General features: G+C 55.7%; 20 protein-coding genes and 1 rRNA gene. 4 read left to right on the top strand and 17 right to left on the bottom strand.

Translation table 11 applies throughout. The features are described 5' to 3' along the window. Positions 1–282 precede the first annotated feature (282 nt). The gene (locus tag DFP98_RS37700; RefSeq protein WP_116065799.1) at positions 283–678 is read left to right on the top strand and encodes a nucleoside triphosphate pyrophosphohydrolase family protein; all 396 of its coding nucleotides are present in this window, start codon (positions 283–285) and stop codon (positions 676–678) included. A 266-nt stretch (positions 679–944) separates the two neighbouring features. Here DFP98_RS37700 and pssA read toward each other — a convergent pair whose 3' ends face one another. The 5 genes from pssA to DFP98_RS37675 form a co-directional block, all read right to left on the bottom strand. Beyond that, positions 945–1,694, bottom strand: a complete 750-nt coding sequence (gene pssA, locus DFP98_RS37695; protein ID WP_116065798.1) for a CDP-diacylglycerol--serine O-phosphatidyltransferase — start codon at positions 1,692–1,694, stop codon at positions 945–947. Between the two features lie 128 nt (positions 1,695–1,822). Further along, positions 1,823–2,926 carry a DNA integrity scanning diadenylate cyclase DisA gene (disA, locus tag DFP98_RS37690; protein WP_246017176.1) on the bottom strand — a complete coding sequence of 368 codons (1,104 nt, stop codon included), beginning with the start codon at positions 2,924–2,926 and terminating at the stop codon, positions 1,823–1,825. A 14-nt stretch (positions 2,927–2,940) separates the two neighbouring features. After that, the gene (gene radA, locus DFP98_RS37685) at positions 2,941–4,308 is read right to left on the bottom strand and encodes a DNA repair protein RadA (RefSeq protein ID WP_116065797.1); all 1,368 of its coding nucleotides are present in this window, start codon (positions 4,306–4,308) and stop codon (positions 2,941–2,943) included. Between the two features lie 491 nt (positions 4,309–4,799). Further along, on the bottom strand, positions 4,800–7,877 hold the full coding sequence (locus DFP98_RS37680) for an MMPL family transporter (protein WP_116065796.1): 3,078 nt from the start codon (positions 7,875–7,877) through the stop codon (positions 4,800–4,802). 71 nt (positions 7,878–7,948) lie between these two features. Then, complete coding sequence (locus DFP98_RS37675) at positions 7,949–8,587, bottom strand: TetR/AcrR family transcriptional regulator (protein ID WP_116065795.1); 639 nt, start codon at positions 8,585–8,587, stop codon at positions 7,949–7,951. A gap of 224 nt (positions 8,588–8,811) precedes the next feature. Here DFP98_RS37675 and DFP98_RS37670 point away from each other — a divergent pair, with 224 nt between their 5' ends. Beyond that, complete coding sequence (locus DFP98_RS37670; RefSeq protein ID WP_116065794.1) at positions 8,812–9,219, top strand: hypothetical protein; 408 nt, start codon at positions 8,812–8,814, stop codon at positions 9,217–9,219. Between the two features lie 194 nt (positions 9,220–9,413). On the opposite strand, the gene DFP98_RS37665 is transcribed toward DFP98_RS37670, so the two are convergent. The 9 genes from DFP98_RS37665 to DFP98_RS37625 all read right to left on the bottom strand — a co-directional run bounded on the left by DFP98_RS37665 (position 9,414) and on the right by DFP98_RS37625 (position 19,822). Continuing rightward, the gene (locus DFP98_RS37665) at positions 9,414–11,861 is read right to left on the bottom strand and encodes an ATP-dependent Clp protease ATP-binding subunit (RefSeq protein WP_116065793.1); all 2,448 of its coding nucleotides are present in this window, start codon (positions 11,859–11,861) and stop codon (positions 9,414–9,416) included. Between the two features lie 35 nt (positions 11,862–11,896). Further along, positions 11,897–12,961 (bottom strand): protein arginine kinase, encoded by a 1,065-nt coding sequence (gene mcsB, locus DFP98_RS37660; protein WP_116065792.1) that lies wholly within the window; start codon positions 12,959–12,961, stop codon positions 11,897–11,899. Between the two features lie 17 nt (positions 12,962–12,978). Continuing rightward, on the bottom strand, positions 12,979–13,482 hold the full coding sequence (gene mcsA, locus DFP98_RS37655; RefSeq protein ID WP_116065791.1) for a protein-arginine kinase activator protein McsA: 504 nt from the start codon (positions 13,480–13,482) through the stop codon (positions 12,979–12,981). A 19-nt stretch (positions 13,483–13,501) separates the two neighbouring features. Further along, on the bottom strand, positions 13,502–13,963 hold the full coding sequence (locus tag DFP98_RS37650; protein WP_116065790.1) for a CtsR family transcriptional regulator: 462 nt from the start codon (positions 13,961–13,963) through the stop codon (positions 13,502–13,504). 209 nt (positions 13,964–14,172) lie between these two features. Then, complete coding sequence (locus DFP98_RS37645) at positions 14,173–15,294, bottom strand: glycosyltransferase family 4 protein (RefSeq protein ID WP_116065789.1); 1,122 nt, start codon at positions 15,292–15,294, stop codon at positions 14,173–14,175. An 11-nt stretch (positions 15,295–15,305) separates the two neighbouring features. Further along, positions 15,306–16,517: a group 1 glycosyl transferase gene (locus DFP98_RS37640; protein WP_116065788.1), complete on the bottom strand. Its 1,212-nt coding sequence runs from the start codon at positions 16,515–16,517 to the stop codon at positions 15,306–15,308. A gap of 16 nt (positions 16,518–16,533) precedes the next feature. Next, positions 16,534–17,484 (bottom strand): GDP-mannose 4,6-dehydratase, encoded by a 951-nt coding sequence (locus tag DFP98_RS37635; RefSeq protein ID WP_116065787.1) that lies wholly within the window; start codon positions 17,482–17,484, stop codon positions 16,534–16,536. Beyond that, positions 17,484–18,521: a mannose-1-phosphate guanylyltransferase gene (locus DFP98_RS37630; RefSeq protein ID WP_116065786.1), complete on the bottom strand. Its 1,038-nt coding sequence runs from the start codon at positions 18,519–18,521 to the stop codon at positions 17,484–17,486. The genes DFP98_RS37635 and DFP98_RS37630 overlap by 1 nt, the downstream gene beginning before the upstream one ends. Before the next feature lie 167 nt (positions 18,522–18,688). Beyond that, positions 18,689–19,822, bottom strand: coding sequence for a glycosyltransferase family 4 protein (locus tag DFP98_RS37625; RefSeq protein ID WP_116065785.1), 1,134 nt, complete (start codon positions 19,820–19,822; stop codon positions 18,689–18,691). A gap of 186 nt (positions 19,823–20,008) precedes the next feature. Between DFP98_RS37625 and DFP98_RS37620 the strand changes: the two genes are divergently transcribed. After that, positions 20,009–21,130 carry a hypothetical protein gene (locus DFP98_RS37620; protein WP_116065784.1) on the top strand — a complete coding sequence of 374 codons (1,122 nt, stop codon included), beginning with the start codon at positions 20,009–20,011 and terminating at the stop codon, positions 21,128–21,130. A gap of 21 nt (positions 21,131–21,151) precedes the next feature. Then, positions 21,152–21,934, top strand: a complete 783-nt coding sequence (locus tag DFP98_RS37615) for an FkbM family methyltransferase (RefSeq protein ID WP_246017167.1) — start codon at positions 21,152–21,154, stop codon at positions 21,932–21,934. A gap of 96 nt (positions 21,935–22,030) precedes the next feature. Here DFP98_RS37615 and DFP98_RS37610 read toward each other — a convergent pair whose 3' ends face one another. The 3 genes from DFP98_RS37610 to rrf form a co-directional block, all read right to left on the bottom strand. Beyond that, complete coding sequence (locus tag DFP98_RS37610; RefSeq protein WP_116065783.1) at positions 22,031–22,813, bottom strand: methyltransferase domain-containing protein; 783 nt, start codon at positions 22,811–22,813, stop codon at positions 22,031–22,033. Between the two features lie 16 nt (positions 22,814–22,829). Next, positions 22,830–25,187, bottom strand: a complete 2,358-nt coding sequence (locus DFP98_RS37605) for a glycosyltransferase (protein ID WP_181918182.1) — start codon at positions 25,185–25,187, stop codon at positions 22,830–22,832. 609 nt (positions 25,188–25,796) lie between these two features. Further along, positions 25,797–25,912: ribosomal RNA gene (rrf, locus tag DFP98_RS37595) — 5S ribosomal RNA — on the bottom strand.

Genomic DNA, 25,912 nt, shown 5'->3' with positions numbered 1-25,912 from the left:
ATCAAAAATAAAATTTGCGATCGCGCCTCATCTCCGGCCTTCCTCCACCCTCTCGGATGCATGGGCTAGCAGTTCGCGGTTAGACGAACGCCCTGCCTCGGTGCTGAAAACCGGGCCTTTTGAACACTTACTTCTAGTATGTTCCAATTTTTCGCTCGCTAACCTTCCCTCCCGTCTGCATGTTAAACTTTCCTTAGAAAAAACAACTTTCTTTGAAATCTTGCCCCCCTTGCTCTATAATGAAGAGGAAAAAGTAAATAAAAGGTAACCGAGGTGGAACGGATGAGCGCGCCTACGCTTCAGGAATTTCAAAGTCAGGTGTCAGAATTGTTGCTCCGCCATCGCAGTCTGCTCGACGTGGTCACGAAGTTCAGTCAATCTAATGCTTCCGTCAACCGTGCCGTCTCCAAGTCGATTACGGAATGCGGTTGTATCGCTCTTAATGCCAAAAACCAGGGATTTTCCGAAGAGATGCCGCTCGATCAGGCCCATCTCCAATCGAAGTCGCATATGGAGGGCGAGCTCTGCGAGCAATGTCGTGAAATTATTCGCAACGAAATGGGCAAAAATCTATTTTACATGTCGGCCATGTGCAATCTTCTGGATATCAGCCTTGAAGATGTCGTCGCAAGGGAATCTGACAAGTGCTCAACGCTCGGCTGGTTTAACCTCACTTAACTTCCATGCCGACAACTGAAGGGGCTGTTCCGTAAGCCAATCAAGCCGCTCCAAGAAGATAATCGATGAACAATGTGAAGTGTATGAACCTCACTTTGTCTACCGTTCGTCCCGAGCAGCCCTGGTTATGGAATAGCCTCTTTCGCCTAAGAAAAAAACGGGCGAGCTGCCCGTTCTTGAAGTCGCTGACGGATCGATCCAGTATTCAAAAAGACGCCGACCCTTCCCGTTAAAGGAAAGAGTCGGCGTCTTCGTCTATTGTTTATTTATGCGCTGTGTTTGGAGCTTTTTTTCTCTTCGTCCGCTTCGTCTCGAGCGGCTCTTCTTCGGGAAGGGAACAGGCTTTCAACGTTTTTTTTTAGTCCCCACAATGCGTACAGAAGCAGCAAGGCCAGAATGACCTTCGGAATCGCCTCTTGGAACATATAAGCGAGCACCGCGGCGCCCAGCACAACGACGGGAATCGCCCAGATCGCTTTTCTCGGGAGGCCCAGCTTTTTGAAGTTCGGATACTTCATGTTGCTGACCATCAGAAACGAGAGAGCGAGCGTGCTTAGAAGCAGCAAGGAATAGTGCAGCTCGGTATGGAACAGCGCCAGCGTTGCCAGCACGCCTCCCGCAGCCGGAATCGGAAGTCCGATGAAATAGCCCGGAATGCCGTCTTTGACGTTGAATCTAGCAAGTCTTAATGCACCGCAAATCGGGAAAATCGCCGTCACGGCCCAGGCCAGCGCCGGAGGAAGTCCCTGGAAGGCCGCCTGATACATTATGAATGCCGGAGCAACCCCGAAGGAGATGACGTCCGACAACGAATCCAGCTCCTTGCCGAATTCGCTCTGAGCATTAAGCGCGCGCGCTACGCGACCGTCCAATCCGTCCAGCAGCATGGCGATAATCACCAGCAGCGCGGCCGTATTCGAACTGTTCGTATCGTTATTGAATGCAAGGATGATGGCGATTACGCCCAAACCCAGATTACCTATGGTAAATAAATTCGGTATTGATTTCGTAATCATGTATGCCACCTCGACTTTACTATACCCTAATGGCTTGTTCGTTAAGCATTAAGCGACATTGTTCGCCATTCTAGAAAAGGGATGATCTGGAAAACGAGACCATTAAGACCCTTCCCATTGTAGTCCGCTTATATCTGTCTGTCAATAAACACCTGATCCTGAATTCTTTTTAAACCTTCCTTGATCGCCCGCGCTCGAACTTCCCCGATCCCGTCAACCTCATCCAACTCCTCGATGGAAGCCGTCACAATGCGCGGCAAAGCTCCGAACCGCTCAACCAGGTTGTGAATAATGACGGAGGGCAATCTCGAAATCTTGCTCAAAATCCGATAGCCTCGCGGATGCAAGCCTTCGTCCGCGACGGAATTGATCGACGGATAGCCCAGGATTCGAATCAGCGCGGCCGGGTCCAGCAGCTCTTCGGAAGACAGCTTGCGAATCGCTTCCTGAATTTCCTTGATCTTGGCTTCCCCGTTGTCCTTGGCGTAATCGCGCAGCAGCAGCCGGGCCTCTTCCTCTGCGGAGCCGATGAGCTCTTCCTTCTGCATGCTGATCAAGCGCCCTTCGTTCCCCAGCTCCAGCACGTATCGGTTAATCTCGTTGTTGATTCGCAGCACCATCTCCGCCCGTTGAATGACATGGGCCACCTCGTGCATCGTGACCATCTCTTCGAACTCTAACGCGGACAAATTCGTTAGCGACTGCGTAAATACGACCCGATATCTCTCCAGCGTCTGAATCGCTTGGTTCGCCTTCGTCAGAATAACGCCCATCTCTTTAAGCGCGTAACGCAGCTGCCCCTGGTACAGCGTGATGACGTTGCGCCGCTGCGAGATGGACACGACCAGCTTGCCCGTCTGCTTGGCCACCCGCTCCGCCGTCCGGTGACGGATGCCGGTCTCCGAAGAAGAAATGGACGAATCGGGAATCAATTGCGTATTGGCATAGAGGATACGCTTTACGTCTTCGTTCAGAATGATCGCGCCGTCCATCTTGGCAAGCTCGTACAGGTAGTTGGGGCTAAAGTCGCAATTGATCGAGAAGCCGCCGTCCACGACCTCCATTACTTCCGGACTGTAGCCGACGACGATCAGCGCGCCGGTCTTGGCCCGCAGCACGTTCTCCAAGCCATCGCGAAAAGCAGTGCCGGGGGCGACCATCCGAAGCAGTTGGTTCATCGTCCGTTCCTGCGGTTGGCGCTCTTTTTCTTTGCCGTCCTTTTCTTTAATCATGATGTGATCCCCCCTTATTCCAATGCAGCCTTTAATGCCTCGGCCACCGTACTGACGCCGATCAGCTCGATGCCCCGTGGCGGCTGCCAGCCTTTTATGCTCATCTCCGGCAAAATGACGCGTTTGAAGCCTAACTTGTGCGCTTCCTTGACTCTTTGCTCCGCTCGCGAGACGGCCCGCACCTCCCCGGTCAGGCCGACCTCTCCGAAGACGGCGTCGAACGGCTTGGTCGGGGCGTCCTTGAAGCTTGACGCGAGGCTGACCGCAGCAGCCAAATCCGTCGCGGGTTCGTCCAGCTTTACTCCGCCCGCAACGTTCAGATAGGCGTCCTGATTTTGCAGGAACATTCCCATCCGTTTCTCCAACACGGCGATAACGAGCGACATCCGATGGTGATCGAACCCTGAAGCCATTCGCCGCGGAGACGGAAAATGAGTCGGAGACACGAGCGCCTGCAGCTCCACGAGCACGGGACGAGTTCCCTCTATGCTGGCTACGACCGTAGAGCCCGCGACCCCGAGCGGTCTCTCGGAGAGGAATAGCTCCGAAGGATTGGCCACTTCCCTCAAGCCGTCCTCCGTCATATCGAAAATGCCGATCTCGTTCGTGGAGCCGAAGCGGTTCTTCACCGCCCGCAAAATGCGATAAGTATGATGACGTTCGCCCTCGAAGTACAGCACGCAGTCGACCATATGCTCCAGCAGCCTCGGCCCGGCAATCGCGCCTTCCTTGGTCACATGGCCGACGAGCACCGTCGCCACTCCGTTTACTTTAGATATTCTCATAAAGTGGGCGGTACATTCCCGCACCTGCGCCACGCTGCCCGGCGCGGAAGCGACCTCCGGCCGATAAACCGTCTGAATGGAATCGATCACGAGAAAATCGGGCTCCACCTCAGTGATCGCCTCTTCAATCGTTTCCAAATTCGTCTCGCACAGAACGTACAGTCTGTCGTTCAATGCGCCCAGCCGATCGGCCCGAAGCTTCGTCTGGCGAACCGATTCCTCGCCGGACACGTACAGCACCTTGAGCCCCTGCGCGGACAAGGAATAGGAAGTTTGCAGCAGCAGCGTCGATTTGCCGATTCCGGGATCTCCGCCGACAAGCAGCAGCGAGCCGGGAACAAGCCCTCCTCCGAGCACCCGGTTCAGCTCGGACATGCCCGTCTCGACGCGGGGTTCTTGCCCGCTTTCTATATCTATGATCGCGCGCGCCTTTTCTTTCGTTCGGATCAGCTCGCTTCGTCCGACCGGCGCCTTGATCTCCTTCTCGGTCTCCTCTACCATCGTGTTCCATTCGTGGCAGCCCGGGCATTTGCCCATCCATTTCGGAGATTCGGTTCCGCACTGGGTGCACACGAATTTTATTTTAACCTTAGCCATAACAGATGATGGCTCCTTTAGCTTATGAAGTCCTTATTCAAGAATTTTACCACTTTAGCCCTCGCATAGGAACCGAACGGGATTTAAAAATCATCCAAAGAATGTTTGCGGAGCGCTTTGCTCAACCGTGTGCATGGGTTGTTTGACTCAATCCGCTCATAGATAACAACCGACCGTTCGCCTAAGGCGGAAAAGCCGCCTTAAAAAGGCTGCCGCACCCTTCCGGAACCCAATAAAGCGGTTTTTCCGCCTTGTTTCCGTAAAATCGCCTATTTTGAAAAAATAAGCTTGGTTTCCCCGCTTATATTGACCACTTTCGCCCATTTTCTGTCATTAAGACGGTTTCTCCGCTTTAATTTTGTGGCCCGGCGAGTACCAACTCTAAGTCGGCTAATTTTATGCAGCCTGGCGAAAAAAACAGGGGCTATCCCGTAAGTAAAGTTGCTTACCTTTACTTATGGGACAGCCCCTTGCTACAGCATCAACCAATCTTATTTGACCTGCTCTCGTCTGCGAAATACTTTCGGCAGTGCCATCAGCGCCGGTACAAGCATCGGCAGCAGCACGAAGACGAGCGCGACGAGACCCACGATGACGGCCGTAGCCATCTCGATAAGCAGCACCAGCCCCGAAGGCATCAACGTAGCGAAGGTTCCACCGAGGATGATCATCGCGGAGATGATGACCCCTCCTACGCTTCGCGTCGCCCGCTTGATCGCTTCTTCATGGTCGATGTCGCCGTATTCCTTATACCGCATCATCAGGAAGATGCCGTAATCGACGCCAACCGCAACGATAACGATGAAGGAGAAGAACGGCACGAACGAAGACAAGCCCTCCGTTCCGAGAATATGCTCGGCAACCAGCTTAGACGCCCCCATCGCCACATAATAGGAAGCGATAAGCGACAGCACAATGTACAATGCAGGCAATATCGAACGAATGACCATCAGCAGCACCAGGAAAACGCTGACGATGACGATAATCGCCGCGCTATTGAACGACGCCAGCTGAGACTCGTTCATATCGTGCGTAATCGATGTCGGTCCCGCCGCTCCGCGAGCCGCATCGGCCAGCACGGTGCCGTCGAGGCGGCTGTCCGTCGTGGCGTTGACTTGGTCGATAATCTTAAGCGCTTCGGGGGAATACGGATCCTCGTTCAGCACGACGATCAGCTTTGTCACCGTGCGATTCTTGGACATGAAAGCATCCTTAGCCTGGGCGAATTGCTCGTTCTCCAGAGCCTCGCGCGGAATGAAGAACGTCTTCGTCGTTCCCATCTGCACGAGGAAATCCCCGGTCATCTTCAAGCCGTCCGAAATGTCCGACAGTCCTTGACCGCTCTTCTGCAGTCCGTCCTTCAACTGATCGAAGCCCCCGTTAAGAGCTCCGAGCCCTTCGTTCAACTGCTTCTGGCCGTCTTCGATGTCGGCCAACGCCCCGCTCAGCCGCTTCATCGAAGCCGCGAGCTTCTGGCCGCCGGATTCTCCTTGAGACAGGCCGGAGGACAGTTGCTTGGCTCCCTGCTCCAGCTCCTTCAGCCCGCCCACGATCTGCTGCTGTCCTGCAGCCAACTTCCGCAAGCCGTCGGCGGAAGAGCCTAAGCCGGTTTGCAGCTCGGACGAATTACGTTCCAATTGGGCAAATCCGTCGGCAATGCCGGCCAGAGCGGTCGCCAGCTGTTGTCCCGTGCTGCGAAGCGTCGCGTAGTCCTGGTCTTCGGCCAATTCGCTATGCGTCTGCCCCAGTTTGTCGATTAGGCCGTTCATTCCGGCCATACCGTTCTGCAGCTCCGGAATCCCGTTCCCAAGCTCCTTGTAGCCGCCCCCGAGCGCTTCGTAGCCTTGGCGAAGCCGTTCGAGCGCGTCAGCCAGCACGCCTGTTTGCGCGGCGATGTCCGTCATGCCTCCGCGTAGCTTGGCGATTCCTTCTTCCAGCGCGCGGCCTCCGCTTGCTCCGTCGCCGATACCGGAGACGATCCGGTTCACCGCGTCGGTCACCTGATCCAATCCGTCCCGTACCTGGCCGGTGCCTTCCGCCAACTGCTTCACCTGCGAGAAGTCGGGCGACTTCAGCTCGGAACGCATCTGATCCAGTCCGTCCCGCACGGCGTCAACTCCGTCTCGCGATGCGGCAATGCCTTTGGTCACCTCGGCCGTCTGGCCCTTAATATAGAATTCGTCAATTGGCTTGCCTTCCGGCTGAGTGACTCCGGACACTTGGTGCACGCCCGGAATATCCCTGATCGCGTTCGTCAGATCGTCGATTACTGCCAAAGCCTCGTTGTTGTCCAGCTCTTCCTTGCCTTCGATCACAAGCGTCGTCGGCAATGCCTGCCCTCTGCTGAACCTCTCGGCCACGATGCCGAACGCCTTGGTCGACTGATGGTCCTCGCCGAGCTCCGCCAATTGGTCGAAGCTGAGCTTCTGGCCGCTGGTCAGGAAGACGGGAATCAGCAGCGCGACAATGACGGCAATCGTGATCAGAGGCCGCTTAACCGCCGTTTGAGTCAGCCCCGCCATCAGCCGGCTTTCCTTATGCCCGGCCGCTCCGCGAGAAGGCCAGAACAGCTTCGCCCCGAACGTCTTCATCACGAACGGCGTCAGCGTCAGGAGCACGAGCACCAGAATGACGGTTCCGATCGCGACTACGTTCGCCGACTGATAGATGCCGAAATCCGAGAACGTTAAGCCCGCAAACGCGATAAACACCGTCAGAATGCTGTAGATGATCGTCTTGCCCGCAGTCCGGTAGGAAGCGATGATCGCTTCGTCCGTCGTTTTACCCTGGGACAGCTCCTCCTTGAATCGGTTGAACAACAAAATATTGTAGTCCGTTCCGATTCCGAACAGGATCAGCACAAGCAGCATCTGGGTTACGCTGGTGATCGGAAATTCAAGCTTATCGATCAGTTGAGCCGCGATCCCCATCGACACCAGATACGATATCCCCACCGTTAACAGCGACACGAAAGGAATGACGATGGAGCGGAACATCAGCAGCAGCACGACCAAAATGAAAATGACCGTCAGCGCGGCGCTCTTCTCGACCCCGGCGATCGTCGCCTTCAAATAGTCGTTCTCAATAAAGTCTTCGCCCGTCAAATAAAACGGAACCTGCACGTCCTTGAGCGCCTCGGTGAATTGATCGCCAATATCGTCCACGCTGCGCCCGTTGACCTGGAGCACGAACGGGACCATAACCGTCGTGCGATCTTGCGAGATCAACTGCTTGCCCGCTTCCGGGGAGGAGAACGGATCGATCAGCTCCGCCGCGCCAAGCGCATCCGACTTCGCTTGGATTCCTTCTACCCCGCTTTTGATACTCTTCATGTCGTCCTCGGACAGTCCTTCTTCCTTGAAAAAGACGACGATATCGCTCCGCCCCTTGACATTGCTCATTTTCTTGAGCAGATCGTGAGCGATGACGGCGCGGCTGTCCGCAGAAAGCGGGTTTTGTCCGCGTTCGTGCAGGATGGCGTTGACGTCCGGCTGAATGACCGTCAGCACGACGGTAACAGCCAGCCATATCGCCAATAGCGGCCAGCGCCAGCGTATAATTCGTTGCATTCGTTTCCTCTCCTTCTCTCCTCAGTCTCTCTTCACTCCGCCAAGTCTGCTCGAAGAAACGATTGAGCGCTTCACCCGTTAAGATCCCGGTAAACCAACAACCTTTTCTCCACTCCGCCGCCGAACACATCGATCAATTGCTCGACCAACGTTCCTAATCTTTCGGAATCGTGATACTTAGCCGCGATCCAGGCAACGCCTTCAATCAAGGTCGCCGACAGCATGCCGATCTCGATCCGTTCGTTCTCGTTCAGCGGTCCTGCCGCTGCTTTGGCGGCCGAGAAGGTTTTCGTCAGCAGGCTTTCGACGAACCCGGTAAGCTCGCTGCGTATGCTTTCGTACTTCGAGCCTTCGCTGCGGCACAGCAGCAGCAGCAGACTGGGGCCCGACGCCATCAACAATCCGATCAGCGTAGCCTGAACCCGTTCGAAGAAGATCGTTCTCGCCTGGACGTCCCAGCCGCCCGTCACGATTCCCTCGGCAGTTTGCAAGTATTCCTGCGCATAACGGCTATATTCGCTATAGAGAGGGCCGACAATGGCGTCGAACAAATCCTCCTTATTGCGAAAATAGCGATAAATGTTGCCCGAGGTCATACCGGCGGCGGCGGCAATCCGGCGTATCGACGCTTCCGAATAACCGCTCTGCCGAAACTCCTCGTATGCGGCCAGCAAAATGGCGCTGCGCACTTCCTCCTTTAAAACCTGCATTAGTAATCACCTGATCATTATTGTACTAAAAGCTATTATACTCCTGTTGCCGTCATTTTAACAATTTACAAAAATGTGAACGGAGACCGCCCTCGTCCGATATTCACGCCGGGATATATGGCCTGTCGCGAATAAAAATGTAGCATCGCTCATGCCGATTCATCCTGTCTTTTCCAGTGGCCAAGCATATGATGTGTTATCAAACATGGAAAGGAGGTGATGATATGACGACGTTATTCAATTACAACGCGACTGTAGTCACTCCGATTGCCGGAGGGACAAACATTGCGGTCCCGCTGACCCCGGCCAAAACGGACATCGCTTCCGTCATCGTCAGCGTTCCGAATACGGTGCCCAGATATGTTCAAATCGTTGCAACGGTCGGCATCCAGAGCAATCCGGGTTCCGGGTCCGTTCTATATCGCATTCGTCGCGGAGGCACAGAAATCTATTATTCCCGGATCGGCATCGAAGCTTCGTTCACCACGTTCCAATTGAACTCCTTGCTGACCATCGACGGAAACTCTCCTTCCGGCCCTCAGATTTATACGCTTTCTATCGAGAGCGTAACTCCCGGATTGACCGTTGCCGTCATAGGTCCCGTAGAAATCAGCGCCACTTCTTTCGGTTAATGCGCGTCCGGATTCTTTCCCGAGTCGCGGCATCGTCCGAACGGCGGTGCGGTCCGACCGCGCAAATCCCCCCGAGCGATTACCGCACGAGGACTGTCCGCGTCCATTCGTCCGAGGACGAAACTTGAGGGACGACGCCATAAAAAAAAACCGTTCCAGGCGCGAGCCTTACGGAACGGTTTTTTTATGGCGTCTTAAGCCTTGGACAGCTCAATCTCGCCTTTCAGTTTAACTACGAGACTTCCATTCTCCTCATCGATAACAAGAGCGTGGCCTTTGGCGATTTTGCCGAGCAGCAAATCCTCCGACAGCCGATCCTCGATATGCTTCTGGATCGCTCTGCGCAGCGGACGCGCTCCGTATTGCGGATCGTAGCCTTCCTTCGCCAGGAACGCTTTGGCCGAGTCGGTCAGCTCGAAGCTGACGTTGTGCTCGACAAGGCGCTTACGAAGATCGTCGGCCATCAGCGTTACGATCTGGGCGATATGCTCCTCGTTCAGAGGGTGGAACACGATCGATTCGTCGATCCGGTTCAGGAACTCCGGACGGAACGACTTCTTCAGCTCCGCCAGCACCTTCTCCTTCATGTTCTGATAGTCGCGTCCCGCATCCTGCGCGGCGGTGAAGCCGAGCGTGGAGTTTTTCCGGATCTGCTCCGCGCCTACGTTGGACGTCATGATGATCAGCGTGTTGCGGAAGTCTACCGAACGACCCTTGGAATCGGTCAGACGGCCGTCTTCCAACACTTGCAGCAAAATATTAAACACTTCCGGATGCGCCTTCTCGATCTCGTCCAGCAGCACGACCGAGTACGGCTTACGGCGCACTTTCTCGGTCAGTTGGCCGCCTTCGTCATAACCGACGTATCCCGGAGGCGCTCCGACGAGGCGGGACGTGGAGTGCTTCTCCATGTACTCCGACATGTCGATGCGGATAACCGCGTTCTCGTCTCCGAACATGGCCTCCGCAATCGCGCGGGCCAGCTCGGTCTTGCCGACGCCCGTAGGTCCGAGGAAGATGAAGGAGCCCATCGGACGCTTCGGATCCTTGAGTCCGGCGCGAGCGCGGCGAATGGCGCGGGACACCGATTTAACGGCTTCCTCCTGGCCGATGACGCGATCGTGCAGAATGCTTTCCATCTTCAGCAGGCGCTCCGTCTCTTCCTCCGCCAGCTTGCTGACCGGGATGCCGGTCCAGCTTGCCACAACCTGAGCGATATCCTCAGGCGTCACTTCGGAATCGGTGCGGCCTTGCTTTTCCTTCCACTGGTTTTTCGTGAAATCCAGCTCTTCGCGGATTTTCTGCTCGGTATCGCGCAGAGCGGCCGCTTTCTCGAACTCCTGGCTCTGAACGGCGGCGTCCTTCTCCTTGCGGATGTCCTCCAGACGCGTCTCAAGCTGCTTCAGATTAGGCGGAACCGTGTAGGAATTCAGCCGAACCTTGGAGCCGGCTTCGTCGATCAAGTCGATCGCTTTGTCCGGCAGGAACCGGTCGGGAATGTAGCGATCGGACAGCTTCACCGCCGCATCGATCGCCTCGTCGGTAATTTTCACTCGGTGATGCGCTTCATAGCGATCGCGCAGTCCGAGCAGAATTTGCACCGCTTCCTCCGGAGTCGGCTGATCCACCGTAATCGGCTGGAACCGGCGCTCCAGAGCCGCATCCTTCTCGATATATTTGCGATATTCGTCCAGCGTCGTCGCGCCGATGCATTGCAACTCGCCGCGAGCCAGCGCCGGCTTCAAAATGTTGGAGGCGTCGATCGCGCCTTCCGCGCCGCCCGCTCCGATGAGCGTATGCAGCTCGTCGATGAATAGGATGACGTTGCCGGCTTGACGAATTTCGTCCATGATTTTTTTCAGACGGTCCTCGAACTCGCCGCGGTACTTCGTGCCTGCGACGACCGAGCCCATATCCAGCGTCATGACGCGCTTATCGCGCAGCGTCTCGGGAATTTCGTTATTGACGATGCGTTGGGCCAGCCCTTCGGCGATCGCCGTTTTGCCGACGCCCGGCTCCCCGATCAGCACCGGGTTGTTTTTCGTCCGGCGGGAAAGCACTTGGATGACGCGCTCGATTTCCTTCTGCCGTCCGATGACGGGGTCGATATTGCCTTCCCGCGCGCTTGCGGTCAAGTCGCGGGCCAGGCCGTCCAGCGTCGGGGTGCTGACATTGGCGGACGGACCGTGATTCGGCGATGCGTTCTCGTTGCTGCCGAGCAGCTGAAGCACTTGCTGGCGCGCCTTGTTCAAGCTGATGCCCAGATTGTTCAACACCCGGGCGGCGACGCCTTCGCCTTCGCGAATGAGACCGAGCAAAATATGCTCCGTGCCGACGTAAGTGTGGCCAAGCTTACGCGCCTCGTCCATCGACAGTTCGATGACCTTCTTCGCCCGAGGCGTATAAGCGATGTTCGTCGGCTGCTCCTGTCCGCGGCCGATGAGCGATTCCACCTCGTCCTGAATTTTCTCCAATCCCAATCCGAGAGCGATCAGCGCCTTGGCGGCGATGCTCTCCCCTTCCCGAATCAAGCCGAGAAGAATATGCTCCGTACCGATATTGTTGTGTCCCAACCGCACTGCTTCTTCCTGGGCCAGGGCCAACACCTTCTGCGCGCGTTCCGTAAATCTGCCAAACATCATGAGACACACCTCCTAATAAATTTAGAATAAAACATTTATGAAAGAGTTGCCAGTCGAGTGCGGATTAATTCCGCCCGCGACTTATCGCGATCCTCCGGGCTCATCGCTTCCCCGAACGTCAATTGCAGGAAGCCCGGCTGCGTCGAGACGAGCAATTCGTTCAATGCGTGCGGCTCAACCTCCGGCAGCAGCCCCAGATGGGAGCCGAGGCGAATATCGGACAGGCGCTGCGCGGCTTCCTTCGAGTCGATGATCAGCGCCTGCGTCAAAACGCCGTACGATCTGCGCACGCGGTCCTCTACTCGCAGCCTTGATTCGCCGAGCAGCTTCGCCCGCGCCGACTTCTCGTGCTCGATAATCTGATGCGCTACCTGGAACAGATTGTCGATAATTTCCTGTTCCGACTGTCCGAGCGTCACCTGGTTGGAGACTTGGAACAGGTTGCCCGTCGCTTCGCTGCCCTCGCCGTAGATGCCTCTGACAGCCAGCCCGACCTGCGTCACCGCCGACAAAATCCGGTTGATCTGTCCCGTCATGACGAGCGCGGGCAGATGCATCATGACCGATACGCGAATGCCCGTGCCGACATTGGTGGGACAGCTCGTTAAGTATCCGTGCTTCTCATCGAAGGCGTAATCGACCTGTTCCTCGAAAATATCGTCGATCTTGCTGGCCGAATCCCAAGCCTCATTCACTTGAAATCCCGGGTATAAACATTGAATGCGAAGATGGTCCTCTTCGTTAATCATTACACTAATATCTTCTTTTGGACTCAGAATCAGAGCCCCGTTGCGCGATTCATTCGCCAGATTGGGGCTGATCAGATGCTTCTCGACCAGCACCAGCTTCTCCAGCTCGGTCAGCTCCGCAAGCCGAATCTGCTCGATCTTGCCCAAGCCGCTTAGCCGACCGCTCTCCGCTACCCCGAGAAGCTGGTCCGCCGCCGACAGCGATTGTTCGGGACTGGCCATCAGCGGAAAAGGAATATTCCGCAAGTTGCGCGCGATTCGCACGCGGCTGCTGATCACAACCTCGGATTCGGGGCCTTCCCCCTTCATCCACTGACTGAGCGCTTGCTTCGTGAATTTTCTTTTCGCCATCGTTCAACCCCTCCCTTTCATCCGCTCATTTCGCTCTCGAGCTCGCGGATTCGGTCTCGCAGCTGCGCGGCGGTCTCGAAATCCTCCCGCTCGATCCTGCCCTGCATTTCCTTCTTCAGCCGCTCGATTTCGCGTTTCGTCTTCAAGTGACCGGCCGCCCGCTTCGGCATTTTGCCAACGTGGACCGTGTTGCCGTGCACCCGCTTCAGAAGCGGATCGAGCCGCTCGGAGAATTGCTTGTAGCACTCGCTGCATCCGAAACGCCCTACCTTGCTGAACTGTGTATAGGTCATCCCGCAAGCTTCGCACTTAACCGCCGGCTTGACCGTCTGGTTCCGGGGCTCGAAGTCGAGCAATCCGGAAAGCAGATTATGAATGGAAAATCCTCCGGCCGACCCGGGAAGCATCTCCCCTTTGTCCCTGGCGCACGTCTCGCAGATGTGCAGCTCGGTTTTCTCCCCGTTGACGAACTTCGTAAAATGAAGCGTAGCCGGCCGTTTGCCGCATTCCTGGCACTGCATAGCCTTCATCCTCCTCCCGTCATTTCGCAAGCAAGGCGATCAGCATCGCCTTGAGCAGCTTCGCCCGTATCTCGTCTCTGACCGGAAGCTTAAGCGCCAGCGCATCCCGCGAGACGGCCGCCTTCAGCAAATGCGCTTCCCTCTCGGTCAGAAACCGGGCCTCCTCCAACTGGTAAATCAGACCCTCCGCGGTTGTCTGGTCGATCCGTTCCCCGACCGTCTGGCGGATATGGCGCTGTACGGCCTCGACCGACGGCAGACTCACGCGCTGAATACGGATGTAGCCTCCGCCTCCGCGTTTGCTTTCCACGTAGTAGCCCTTCTCAAGCGTGAACCTCGTGCTGATTACATAATTGATCTGCGACGGCACGCAGGAGAATCTGTCGGCCAGCTCGCTCCGCTGAATTTCAATAGCGCCTGCCTGGCTGTTCTCCAGACTCTGCTTAAGGTAGTGTTCGATAAGATCGGAAATATTACGCAACGTCCAACCTCCTTTCTTCGATCCAAGCCGGCATAACCGGTTAGTCAATGAGGGGTGGATCTGACTTTGACTTTCTTTGACTATAACTTTATTATACGCCGCTTTTTGAAAAATGCAACTTCGCATGCACGATATTCGGATGCTGCGGAAAAAGCAAAAAAAGCTGCCCGGATTCACGAGGCCGCATCGCCTCCCGGACAGCCATGCTTTTATCCGCTTCGCCCCGGTTCCGGACCGTTCCTTCGCTTCTCCAGCCGCTCCCGGATCTTCTCGCCAACCGCTTCCGGGGAAAAAAATGTCCGGATCGTTCTCTGTCCGTTGCTGGCGATCCGCCGTCTCCATTCCTCGTCGTACACCGCTTTCCACATGAGATGGACGGCATGCTCCTGATCGGGCTCCGCCCATTGCTGGTGCGCCTTATACGGGCCGTAGTGGGTTCCGATCCGGGTCAGACGATAGCGCACCGCACCGGAGTTCGTCTCGTCCATAAAATCCGCGTTGCCCGACCAATGCGTTCCGATGACCGGTTTGCCGAGATACATCGCTTCGGCCAGAGGCAGGCCGAAGCCTTCGGAGCGATGCAGCGCAATGTAGCAATCCGCGCAGGCAAGCAGAGCGTTGGCTTCGGAGCGGCTGAGCACCCGATCGACGATCCGCACGTTCGGCAGTCCCTCCGCCTCCTCCCGCAGATTGTCGACCTCCGCCTGCTGCGGGTTGTTCATTTTGATGACCAGCCCGGCTTGCATGCCGTACCGTTCGACAGCTAAGCGATAAGCCTTCAGAACGGCCGACGGATTTTTGCGCGAAGAATAGCTGTAAGTATCGTACATGCATAGGAACAGAAACTTTTTCTCCGGCAGGCCGAACGATTTCCGCTGGACGTCTTGGGGAACCTCCACTCGAATGCCATGAGGGACAACATAAACGGGAACGGGGGATTTGCGCGCCACGCTGTCCCGGACGAAGGCCGAAGGAACCCATACTTCGTCCAAATGACGAAAGCCTTCGGCGTATTCGTCGGGAAACTCCGGAAGCTCCCAGTGCCAGTAACCGATGTTCGTTCTTCCTCCGAACCATTCCTCCCCAAGCTCCGAATAGGCGAGCGGCATCCGATCGGCATTGATGTGAAACAGATTGACGGGGTAGAGCGGCGCGTCGATCTCGGCCGAGCTCCAGGACAAATCCCGATCGCGCGAAATATTGCCGCCCGAGTAGTTCAGAATGCCGAACGGAATACCCGCTGCGCTCAGCGCCTTGGCCGCCAGTCTGCAGGACTCGCCGATCCCCATCTCATATCTCGCGTATCCGATCAGATTGACGCCAGGCAACATACCGCCCCCTCCTAAGCGTAGATCATGGAATCGATCACCGGATGCCAGACAATCGGGTCCATGCCGTATTCGATCGGAACGAACTGCCTGGCCCAGGTCATCAATCCCTGCCGGTCCGCTCCGTGAGCGGCGGGAAACAGCCTTTGCAGGTCGACCCGAGTCTCGTAAATTTCCTTCAGCAAATTTGGCATCGGAGCGGCGACGCTCGCCGGAGCGAACAGCCAGCGGTAGAATCCGTTCGGAGTCAGCGTGTGGAAAGGGTTGCCGAACGTCGATGGCGCTCCGAGCTTCCGATACAGCTTGCGGGCGACTGTCGGAATTACGACGCCGTTATCGAAGTAATTGTAGGTATAGCGGCTGCCTGCCGTTGTCGGATAGCCGTTCGCGATCAGGCGAGAGACGTAGGCGTTGAACAGCCCGTGCAAATGCGGAGCATCCGTCCATTGGTGACGGCTCTGATGCTTCGAGATGCGGGAAAGATCCGGAGTCAGACCGCTGAAATGGTAGAAGATCAACGGCTTCCCGTATATCTCGTACATCCCGTTGCGCCAAAGGATCGGCCGTTCGTGAAGATTCCAATAGGCGGCATTGTATGCCGGGTCCTTCAAAATATGAACGCCCTCGAACAGAGCCGGCGCGAAGTCCATCCATTTCTGATCGACGTGATAGCCTTGGGCGGGCTCCATCAGACATTCCCTTGTCAGCCTGTCTTTCCACCAGCGCAGCATCTTGAACGTTTCGTCCGTACCGTGCAAAGCGATAAAGCCGAGATTGTATACTCCCGCCTGCAGCAGCTCCGCCTCGCCGGGCTTATGCCGGTCGGATGGAAGAGGCGTCAAAATATGCGGAGTCAGTATGATCGCATGCTGCGGCAGCAGCCGGTATAAATCGTCCATCCGGTGCGTAATAAGAATGTCGGGGTCTGCGTACACGATCGATTCCAGTCCCCGCTTAAGCAGCAAGTATTCGAGAAAGAACGGTTTTACCGCCGTATTGAACTCCGTAATGTCATACTGGAATCGCATATCGGGCCAGATCGGCAGACCGATCTCGGGCAGACGTACCCATTCGAACGGCTCTTCGCGATGCGGAATCGGCCCATCGTCCTCATCCGCCAGCAAAACGTACACTTTGCCCGTCGGATGCTGCTCAAGGAACGATTGCGCAAGCGTTCGGGCAAACGCGACATAATTTTTAGAGACGATCGTGCACAGATTATCCATTAGTCCTCTCCTTCCTTCAAGGCTGCGAGCGCCAGTATTGAAGGAGGTCCTGCATCGTCCGTTCGAACGGAATTTCCGGCTTCCATCCTGTCGCTTCGTTAAATTTACGGTAATCCCCGAGCAGGATTTGTACGTCCGAAGGGCGCAGGCGGCTCGGATCGGTCTGGACTTCGATGTCAACATTGCTAAAGCTCAGCAGCGTATTCAGCATCTCGGCGATCGTATAACAGGTTCCAGACGCAATATTATAGTTTTCGCCCGGCTGCCCCTTCTCCAAAGCCAGCCAATAGCCGCGAACAACGTCGCGCACGTCGGTGAAATCGCGTTTGGCTTCCAAATTGCCGACATGTATGACGGGCGCTTTCCGGCCCTTCTCGATATCGACGATCTGTTTGGCGAAATTGGACGTTACGAAGTTTTCCCCGCGGCGGGGACCGGTATGGTTAAACGTAATCGTTCGAACGACGTGCAATCCGTAGCTTCTAAAATATTGATAGCCCAAATAGTCCTGCGCCACTTTACTGATCGCGTAAGGGCTCAGCGGACGAAGCGGGTTCGTTTCCCGAATCGGCGTCTCCTCCGGCTCCACTTGACCGTACTCTTCGCTTGAGCAAGCGATCTGGATTTTCGCCGGCAACTCGAACCTGCGTACGGCTTCGAACAGATTAACCTGACCCGCGACATTGTTATGAATCGTATCAATCGGCGAATTCCACGACGTCGGCACGAAGCTCTGCGCAGCAAGATGGAAAATAAGCTCCGGCTTCTCCTGGCCGATCAGAGTTTCTACCGAGAACGGATCGCGCAGCTCGCACTCCGCGAGACGAATGTCCTTCCGCAAATGAGAGATGTGGTCCATGCGGCTCCGGTTGCGAATCGTTCCGACCACTTCCACGCCCTGGTGCAGCAGAAATTCCGCCATATGACTACCCACGAAACCCGATATGCCGGTCACGAGCGCTTTCATCAACCGACGCCTCCCCCCTGTTTTTCCACGTGCTGAACGATCGATTTTAGCTTTTGCTCCATCGACTTATGGCAGATCAATACGCCTTCCGCGGTCGAGACGATAATCAGGTCTTCCGCTCCTATTACGATCGTCTTGCGACCTTCGGAGAAAATAATGCTGTGGCTCGAATCGAACGCATGGACGGAGCCGTGCAAAATATTGCCGTTCGAGTCCGCCTCCTCCTCCCGGATTCTCTCCAGCGAAGCCCAGCTTCCCATGTCCTCCCACTCATAGCGGAACGGCAGCGTAAACAGATTGTCCGCCTTTTCCAACACGGCGTAATCAACCGATATTTTCGGCAGGCTGGCGTACACCTTTTCCGTATGCTGACCTGCTTGCGAAAGCGCGTTCCAGATGGTCGGCTGGTGCTTCTCCATCGCCTCCGCGATCGTAGACGGCCGCCATACGATTATGCCGCTGTTCCAGAACACGTCCGGCTTGGCCGCTAATTGGCGGGCCGTCTCCAAGTCCGGTTTCTCGATGAACGCGATGACCCGCCGCTCGCCCTCGGAGCCTTTTCCCCCGGCGGTTTGAATATAACCGTAATTCGTCTCGGGACGAACCGGGACGATGCCCAGCGTCACGATGGCGCTGGAGGCGTCGGCGATCGCCTCCGCTTTGCAGAACGCTTCATACAGTGCGAGAATATTGGGGATATGCTGATCGGACGGCATCATGACGAGCGTCTCATTGTCTTCCTGCCGAAGAAAATGCAGCGCCGACAACGCTACGCACGGCCCCGTATCCCGCTGCACAGGCTCCAAAATAAGCCGACTCTCGTTCAATTCGGGCAGTTGCTCCAGAACGAGTGACCGATATAACTCCGCGGTGACGACATAGATCTGCTTCGGAGGGACGATTCGGGCCAAACGGCGGTACGTCAACTGGAGCATCGTCTCCTCCGAGGTCAACGCGAGAAACTGCTTGGGCCGATCCTCCACGCTTCTCGGCCATAGACGGCTGCCTTTGCCGCCTGCCATTATGACGATTTTCATTTGTCTGTCCCCTTCGCTGATATCAACGGAATCCGATCCCGGCGGATCGACCGCTGCAAATACACGGTTTATTGTATGGATCGCCCGCCCTGACGGCATGGACGATTAACTACCGCGCCGCAAAATGGTCCATCCGCCCTGCTCCGTCGCCTACGAGCGGAACCCCGTTACCGCATGCCCAACAGCTGCTTGATCCTGCTTCCGACAACGGAAGGGGAATATTCGAAATGAACGTCGAAAGCCGCCTTTCTGCTGATTTTCTCCCGCTTAGCCCTGTCCTCGTACAATTCCCGCATCGCCCCACCTACGCGATCGGGCCGAATGTCGGCCCACATATGGCTGTAGTAATATTCCGGACGTTCGGACTGCAGCTTGGCGTCGACCGGCACCAACTCCTTCTCCGGCTCGATCAGCACGCTGTTGTCCTCATTCATAAATTCCGTGTATCCGCCCCAGTTCAGACCGATCGCCGGCTTGCCGAGCGCCATCATTTCCATCGCGGGCATCCCCCAGCCGGCCCGGTCCACGGACACGTAAGCGTCGCAGCTTAAATACAGATCGATCAGCTCCTGCTCGCCGAACGGTTCGACGATAACGAAAATTTGTGAGAACAGCCGATCTGCGGGAACGTAAGTGCGAATAACCGCCATGACGTCCTCCGGTTTATAGCCGCTGTGCACATAAACCTTCAGCACGAGCGAGACGTCCTCCGTCCGTTCGAATTCCCTGCAGAACGAATAGATCAGCAAATCCACGCCTTTGCGGAAATCGAATCCGAACACATAAAGGAACGAGAAATTCCTGAGCGGAGGAGAGAAGACGACCCGGTTATACGGCCTGCCCGGGTAAAAGCGCGTCACGTCGATCGGATAAGGAACGACCCGCAGCTTGGAGGCATCGACACCGCTTCGCGAAAACGTATCGTAGTTAAACTTTGAAGGCACCCAAACTTCATCTAATTGGTTGCACAGACGCGGCCAATCGACCGGGACGCGGTCGGTCTCGAACAACGTGACCCCGATCGTTCCCGTAACCCTTACGCTGGGGCGATGCATATGGAAATGAGCCGGAACCCCGTGCTGGACGCAGACCGGTCGGTCTCCGATGTTGCCCGTAGACAGCCGCTCCAGCCAGTTTACCGTCTCTTCCCCAATTTCCGTATTATGCCGGGTGGCCATACTCGGAGCGATATAGACGGGAATATCCGCCGCCTCCAGCGCCCGCAAGTAGTTTCGCGATACGTTCCCGTAACCGCCCATATCGTACACCGGGCCGACCCAGTAAACTCCCGTACAGGTCACTTAAACACCGCCTCTCTTTCATTGCCACTCCTTTTCGTCAGTATATGAACGCTTGAGCGGGGTTGCTTCGCCCTCGCCGCCCTTAACGCGTCCTGTACCGACATTTGTCCATGCACAATAACGTTAGCCGCATATACTTCATTACTGGTGTGAATTATCTACCCCGTTAAGGAAGGAGTGCGCCCTATGGGAATTGCCGACCTGGAGCTGTTCAACTATTTTCTATGCGACCGGGAGCCGCTTCCCTACAATCAGCTCCCCTACGGCAATTGTTCCGAACGCACGATAGAAATTCCGATCGCAATCCGTTTTCTTCGCCGGATGGAAGCAGGGATTCGGGAGCCATATTTGGAGATCGGCAACGTCTTCGCCAACTACTTGTCGTTGCTCGATCCGCATCCCGAGCTGAAAAACCGCATCGTCCTGGACAAATTCGAGGAAGCTCCCGGCGTGCTGAACGAAGATCTGATGGACTATACGCGCAAGCATTCTCTGATTCTCTGCCTCTCTACGGTAGAGCATATCGGCCAGCATGCGTACGGAGAGCAGAAATCGGGCGATCGCGAAGCCCCGCTCCTCGCCCTTCGTCACTTGTATAATTTGCTGGAGCCGGGCGGCTCCGCGCTCGTTACCGTGCCTTTCGGCAAACTGATGGACATGGGGTGGCTCATCCAGTTCAGCGACGAGTACCTCAGGCTGCTGACCGACAGCTACGGCGTCCCCGCCGAAGCGCTGGAGATCTCCTATTTCCGTAAGCTCGATATGGATATGCACCTGAACAATCCCAAGCAGTGCTGGATTCAATGCGAGAAGGAGGAACTTGCGGAGGCGCGTTTCGACAGCCCCTTCATGTTCGCCAACGGCATCGCAGTCATTCATATGAGGAAGATCGGGCGCGATGTCGCTTCCGCTCCGCTGGCCCACGAGCCGTTGAGCTTCTTGTCCGCCCCGACCGTCTCGAGCGTCTATTTCATTCCTTTTGTCCGACCGGCGGGCTTCGACAAGGACGGCTATTTTCCTGCGGTTCGTCCCGGCTATATTTTCTATGGCCCTTCGCTAACGTTGGCCCCCAAAAACTATGTTCTGCAAGCCTCGTTCGAAATCGACGGTCCGGGCGAGTTTACGTTGGAGATGACTTCGAATCAAGGACGACGCCTTCTTTGGAGCCGCAGTATCCTTCGCAGCGAACAGTTATCCGCGCCGATTGTAATCGAGCGAGAAGAACAACAAGCGGAAATCCGTCTCTATCAGCACAATTCCGCACAATGTCGAATCAGAGTACCCTTGCTCATCCTGACAGAGGCGTAAACGAATTTAGGAGGAATTGAATTGTTCGATCTGACCAGACCTTACGTCTATGTAGGGGATCATACGATATTGACCAATTTAAACGCCGGTCCCGCCATGTTTCTGGATTTGCGGGACCCCGTCTGCATGGCGATCTATCTTACCGGTCAGTGGGAGAGCTGGCTGACGGGCACCTTCCTCTCCGTTGTCAGGCCGGGAATGATCGTTCTGGATATCGGCTCGCACAGCGGCTATTTTACGCTTCTGGCCGCCAAGCAGGTCGGTCCTACGGGGTATGTGCATGCGTTCGAGCCTAACCCGTTCCACCATCGCAATTTGATCAAGAGCGCCGCCCTCAACGGATACGCCCATGTGCTGCTTCACCGCGTGATGGTCTCGGATAAGAACGGCGAGGAAGTCATTGAGACGAATGGAGACGGAGGTTCCAGCATTGTCTATCCTCAGTTGGCCCCGCTCATCAAGCCTACTAAAACCAAGGTGCGCAAAGCTGTCCTGAAGGAGCTGATCGTTCCCCATACGAAAGTTGACGTTATCAAGATCGATATCGACGGCGGCGAGCCATATATTATGGACAGTCTGTTCGAAGTAATCGACGCGAGCGGACGGATGGTGATCTTCATGGAGTACTTGCCATTTCTGTGGGGCGGAATCGATCCTGTTCCTATCATGCAGAGGTTTTACGATAAAGGCTTTGCGATCTTTAACGTGGCAATGAACGGATCGGGCATGAAGCCTGTTACGATACACGAGCTTGCCGCACATACCGGTCACTTGCATTGGGATTTGATCATGGTGCGCAACTAAAGTCCGAATCGAAAGAGCGAGGTGCATGCGTCTTTGCGAAGCAATCGGGAAACGGCTTCCCGGCTGCCTTCGGAGACGCATGCACCTCGTCTTTTGTTACGGTTTCTCGATAATCAGACCGATCGATGTCGAGACATATTGACCGAGCAGAAGCCGAAGATGAACGGGATTGCTATAGGGGGGAAGATCGACATAAGATTCGAACGGTCCGGCGCCCGCCGTATAATCGACCGTTACGAGATAACCTTCGCCTCTAAGCTCCGCAACCATCGCTTCGATATCCTGATGGCGGAAAATGACTAGCACGGGCGCTTCCAGCGTAGCTACGTTAGACGTCAGATTGTACTCGGTCGTATGAACGGCGACTCCTCCGGGACGAAGGCATTTCATCTGATTAACGATAAACCGTTTGCCGTGCTCGATCGATCCCAGATGCTCGAAGCTGCAGGAGGACCACGTAAAATCGAATTGGCCCGTGTATTTGGGATGGATATTGTTCATATCGGCGCTTTCGTAAGAAACCAGCTGCTGGAATTGGTGCGGATCGCACAGCCCCTTCTCATTGAGATCGGCGAGGCCGACAGCATGTTGATTTGTATCCACCCAGCCTTGAGCTTTGGCGAGGTCTACGTCCAGATCCGTAGCTACGATCTCCGCTCCCTGCGAAGCGAACGCAGCAGCAAGCGGCTCCTTGCCCACTCCGAAGCCAAGCCCGCGCCTGAACGGCATCAGCTTGCCGCGTTCGCGCAGCGCTTCGTAAATATAACACCATTCCCACAGCTTGCGGTGAAACCTCATCGGTTCGTTCAGCTTGACGCAAGCGTCGACAAACCAGGTCTGCGAGAAATCCGTCTCCCGGCACAATTGCGATTGAAGCATCGCACGTCCTCCTTCATTACGTTGTTCGGATTTGCGGGACGCCTCCCGGACCTTCCTGAATTCGCCATAGCACCGTCGGATTTTCGCCTAAGGAACTGCTCAGCTCTATCGCCTCCTGCAGCGCTTCCGAGAAAGTCGTCATCGTGCGGAGCTCGCCCATCCAGGCCGAGGCGCGGGCAGATAGAGCTTCTCTGTCCTCCTTGTCGCGATACAATCGACGCATCGCTGACAGCAAGGCATTTTCGACATCGTCTCCCGGTTGAATTTTTATCGCCGCATCATCGGGTACGAACCGGCAGAAATCCGCGTCGTACATGATCGTTGGAATGCCCAATGCGATCAGCTCATTCACGATATCCGACAAAGCATAGGTCTGCGGATCGTTCAGTTCGATTGCGGCATGCGCTTTAGCGAGCTGTCTTCTGTACTGCTTATACTGGGGGACGATCTTGAGATGAACGTGCTTCTCCAGCCCAAGCTCGGTCACCAGATCCGGTACCCCTTCGGGAAGCATGGACTCGTCGCCGGACAACAACGTATAGCTGACATTCGAGCAGCCCTCGTCGACCAGCCTTCTCAAGCAGCGAAGAATTAAACGATAAGACGTTTCGCTTCGCTCCGCGCAGACCGTCACGAAGCGGGTTTGCGAACGGCTGCCGGGTCTGCCGGCCGCGGAGGAGATTGCGGGCGGAGAAGCATCGATAACCGTGCGATACTTCTCCTGCAGAAGCCGTTCCCTTGTATTCCGTTCGTCGACAATAATGGCCTTGGCATGCTCCAAATAGTACCGATTGAGCGGTACGGCGGAACGGGGCGCCGCCCCTCCAAGTATGGCGTCCATCCAGTTCGGCGCAAGCGATCCGAACTCCTTGGCCAGTACCCGGTAATACGCATGCAGATCGTTGCGTTCAATCGTAAGCCTCCAGGTCAGCTCATGCAGATTGCTGCCGTGCAAGACGACGATACCGGGAATATGCGCCATCTCGGTCAGATAGGGGGCGATAAACGAAAAGCGTTCCCCATTGCCAATCTCGTAGACGACAAAATCGTATTTACCTTTGCGACTCTCGAAATCGGTATGAACGTAAACCGCAATCGGACTGTCCTCCGTCCTCTCTTCTCCGACCCGGTCGTCCAGCAGCCGTTCGACGAACACGTCGACTTCCCCTCGGTTCGTTAGATAAGGCACGGTGTAGTAAAGCGCCCCGTAGGCTTGCGGATAAAAAGGATGCCGCGATGCGAAAACCGCGATTTTGCGCCGATACACCTTCTCGTAGCCTTCCATCACCTTCTGCGCGACCGAATCCCAGTTGTATTGCCGCGATTGCTGCTGCCCTCGGGCCGCCAACTCCTGAGCCAACTGCGGATGGGTCAACATCTGAACGATGCCTTCCGCAATGCTGTCCCGGTTTGCTGGATCGACTTGGTAGACCGCATCCCCTCCGATCTCCGCCAGCGAGGAATTGTTGGAGGTCAGCACGGGGGTGCCGCAAGCCATCGCTTCCACGATCGGCAATCCGAACCCTTCGTACAGCGATGGAAAAGCAAACAACGCAGTTGCCCGGTACAGCTCCACCAGATCTCCGTCCGGAACATAGCCCGTCACGACAATCGAGCCCTCTCCTCCGAGCAGACGGGCATGCTCCAGCATGGCCCGTTTCTCATCCTCCGAGGAGTTGTAGACGATGACGAGTTGGTAAGCGTTGGACAGAATTCGATTCGCCGAAATGAAGGCTTCGATGAGCCTCGCCAGGTTTTTACGCGGATCGTCGCCTCCCGTGCATAGCACGTAAGGCTTCGCAATGCCGTAACGATATGGCGCCATTGGGATGGCTCCTGCGGGAAGTGGGGTGAATTTGGGATCGTAGCCGCCCATAATGACGCTGATTTTGTCAGCATCCATTCCGGTTAACCTGACGGCATCGGCTTTCGTCGTCTCCGAAATCGCGTAAATAATGTCGCATGAGCGGATCATCTCAATAACCCGCATGTAGATCGGTCTGACAAAATCGTTCATGTACTGATGCTCCAGCACAAGCGGGATGACATCGTACAGCGTGGCCGCAACGCGAGTGTAGCCGAACCATGCCTTGTTCAGCATCGTATCGCTGTAAGCCTGAAACAGATTCGCCGGCAGGTGGAAAAGATTGAACGGACTCGTCATATGGTACACGTCGATACGGTTGCGATACAGAAACTGCTGCAACTGGTCCTTCAGATATTCCGCGCCTTTGCTCACGTCCGGGTAGAAATAATAGTAGGAGTGTCCCGTTTCCTGCTGCAAAATGGCCTCGATCATATTTTGCGAATAGCGACCGATCCCCCTCTTCATCGCCTCCGTCTTGGCGAAAAACATATCGAACGCAATATTCATCTGAACAGATTCACCACCGTTCGCAGACGTCTTCATCTTACACATGGTTATCGTATGTTTCCTCGGCAAGAGGGGCTGGGCAAGCGCGGGGCATTCAGAAAAAAAGGGCGGGCTTTGAGGCGACAACTTCGCGGGGGAACGTTTTTTCTGCGACGATCTCATTCACGTAGAGGTATATGCCCCATGGTGGGGCATCCGTAAAGCAAGTAACGCCAATTTCTTGAAAGATTATTTTCTGAAAGATCATCGATTGCCTCTTACGGTCTCACAGACCGTCCCTCGGGCGAATTCGAGGGATTTGCTCCTTCTTACGGTCTCACAGACCGTTACGCAGGTGGATTCGGGGGATTCGCTCCTTCTTACGGTCTCGCAGACCGTTACGCAGGTGGATTCGGGGGATTTGCTCCTTCTTACGGTCTCACAGACCGTTACGCAGGTGGATTCAGGGGATTCGCTCCTTCTTACGGTCTCACAGACCGTTACGCGGGTGGATTCGGGGGATTCGGTTGCCTAAAGGAAGGGATTGCTCAAAAAAATCGCCTATTAGCGCTTTCGCACCATATAAACACAAAAAAACACCCGGTTAAAGGTGTTTCTCTTGTTTATCCAGCCTGGCGACGTCCTACTCTCCCAGGACCCTGCGGTCCAAGTACCATCGGCGCTGGAGGGCTTAACGGTCGTGTTCGGGATGGGTACGCGTGGAACCCCTCCGCCGTCATCACCAG

Origin of the sequence: Cohnella phaseoli, from assembly GCF_003386235.1 — a bacterium.
Lineage (GTDB): Bacteria > Bacillota > Bacilli > Paenibacillales > Paenibacillaceae > Cohnella > Cohnella phaseoli.
The sequence above is the reverse complement of the archived record's forward strand: the minus strand, read 5'-3'. Positions and strand labels throughout refer to the sequence as shown.

Excerpts from the sequence above, each read along its gene's own strand:
- DFP98_RS37665 (WP_116065793.1), bottom strand. The coding sequence starts at position 11,861 with ATGATGTTTGGCAGATTTACGGAACGCGCGCAGAAGGTGTTGGCCCTG.
- DFP98_RS37670 (WP_116065794.1), top strand. The coding sequence starts at position 8,812 with ATGACGACGTTATTCAATTACAACGCGACTGTAGTCACTCCGATTGCC.
- pssA (WP_116065798.1), bottom strand. The coding sequence starts at position 1,694 with ATGATTACGAAATCAATACCGAATTTATTTACCATAGGTAATCTGGGT.
- mcsB (WP_116065792.1), bottom strand. The coding sequence starts at position 12,961 with ATGGCGAAAAGAAAATTCACGAAGCAAGCGCTCAGTCAGTGGATGAAG.
- DFP98_RS37635 (WP_116065787.1), bottom strand. The coding sequence starts at position 17,484 with ATGAAAGCGCTCGTGACCGGCATATCGGGTTTCGTGGGTAGTCATATG.
- DFP98_RS37605 (WP_181918182.1), bottom strand. The coding sequence starts at position 25,187 with ATGAATATTGCGTTCGATATGTTTTTCGCCAAGACGGAGGCGATGAAG.
- radA (WP_116065797.1), bottom strand. The coding sequence starts at position 4,308 with ATGGCTAAGGTTAAAATAAAATTCGTGTGCACCCAGTGCGGAACCGAA.
- DFP98_RS37675 (WP_116065795.1), bottom strand. The coding sequence starts at position 8,587 with ATGCAGGTTTTAAAGGAGGAAGTGCGCAGCGCCATTTTGCTGGCCGCA.
- DFP98_RS37680 (WP_116065796.1), bottom strand. The coding sequence starts at position 7,877 with ATGCAACGAATTATACGCTGGCGCTGGCCGCTATTGGCGATATGGCTG.
- DFP98_RS37645 (WP_116065789.1), bottom strand. The coding sequence starts at position 15,294 with ATGTTGCCTGGCGTCAATCTGATCGGATACGCGAGATATGAGATGGGG.
- DFP98_RS37640 (WP_116065788.1), bottom strand. The coding sequence starts at position 16,517 with ATGGATAATCTGTGCACGATCGTCTCTAAAAATTATGTCGCGTTTGCC.
- disA (WP_246017176.1), bottom strand. The coding sequence starts at position 2,926 with ATGATTAAAGAAAAGGACGGCAAAGAAAAAGAGCGCCAACCGCAGGAA.
- DFP98_RS37620 (WP_116065784.1), top strand. The coding sequence starts at position 20,009 with ATGGGAATTGCCGACCTGGAGCTGTTCAACTATTTTCTATGCGACCGG.
- DFP98_RS37610 (WP_116065783.1), bottom strand. The coding sequence starts at position 22,813 with ATGCTTCAATCGCAATTGTGCCGGGAGACGGATTTCTCGCAGACCTGG.
- DFP98_RS37700 (WP_116065799.1), top strand. The coding sequence starts at position 283 with ATGAGCGCGCCTACGCTTCAGGAATTTCAAAGTCAGGTGTCAGAATTG.
- DFP98_RS37630 (WP_116065786.1), bottom strand. The coding sequence starts at position 18,521 with ATGAAAATCGTCATAATGGCAGGCGGCAAAGGCAGCCGTCTATGGCCG.
- mcsA (WP_116065791.1), bottom strand. The coding sequence starts at position 13,482 with ATGCAGTGCCAGGAATGCGGCAAACGGCCGGCTACGCTTCATTTTACG.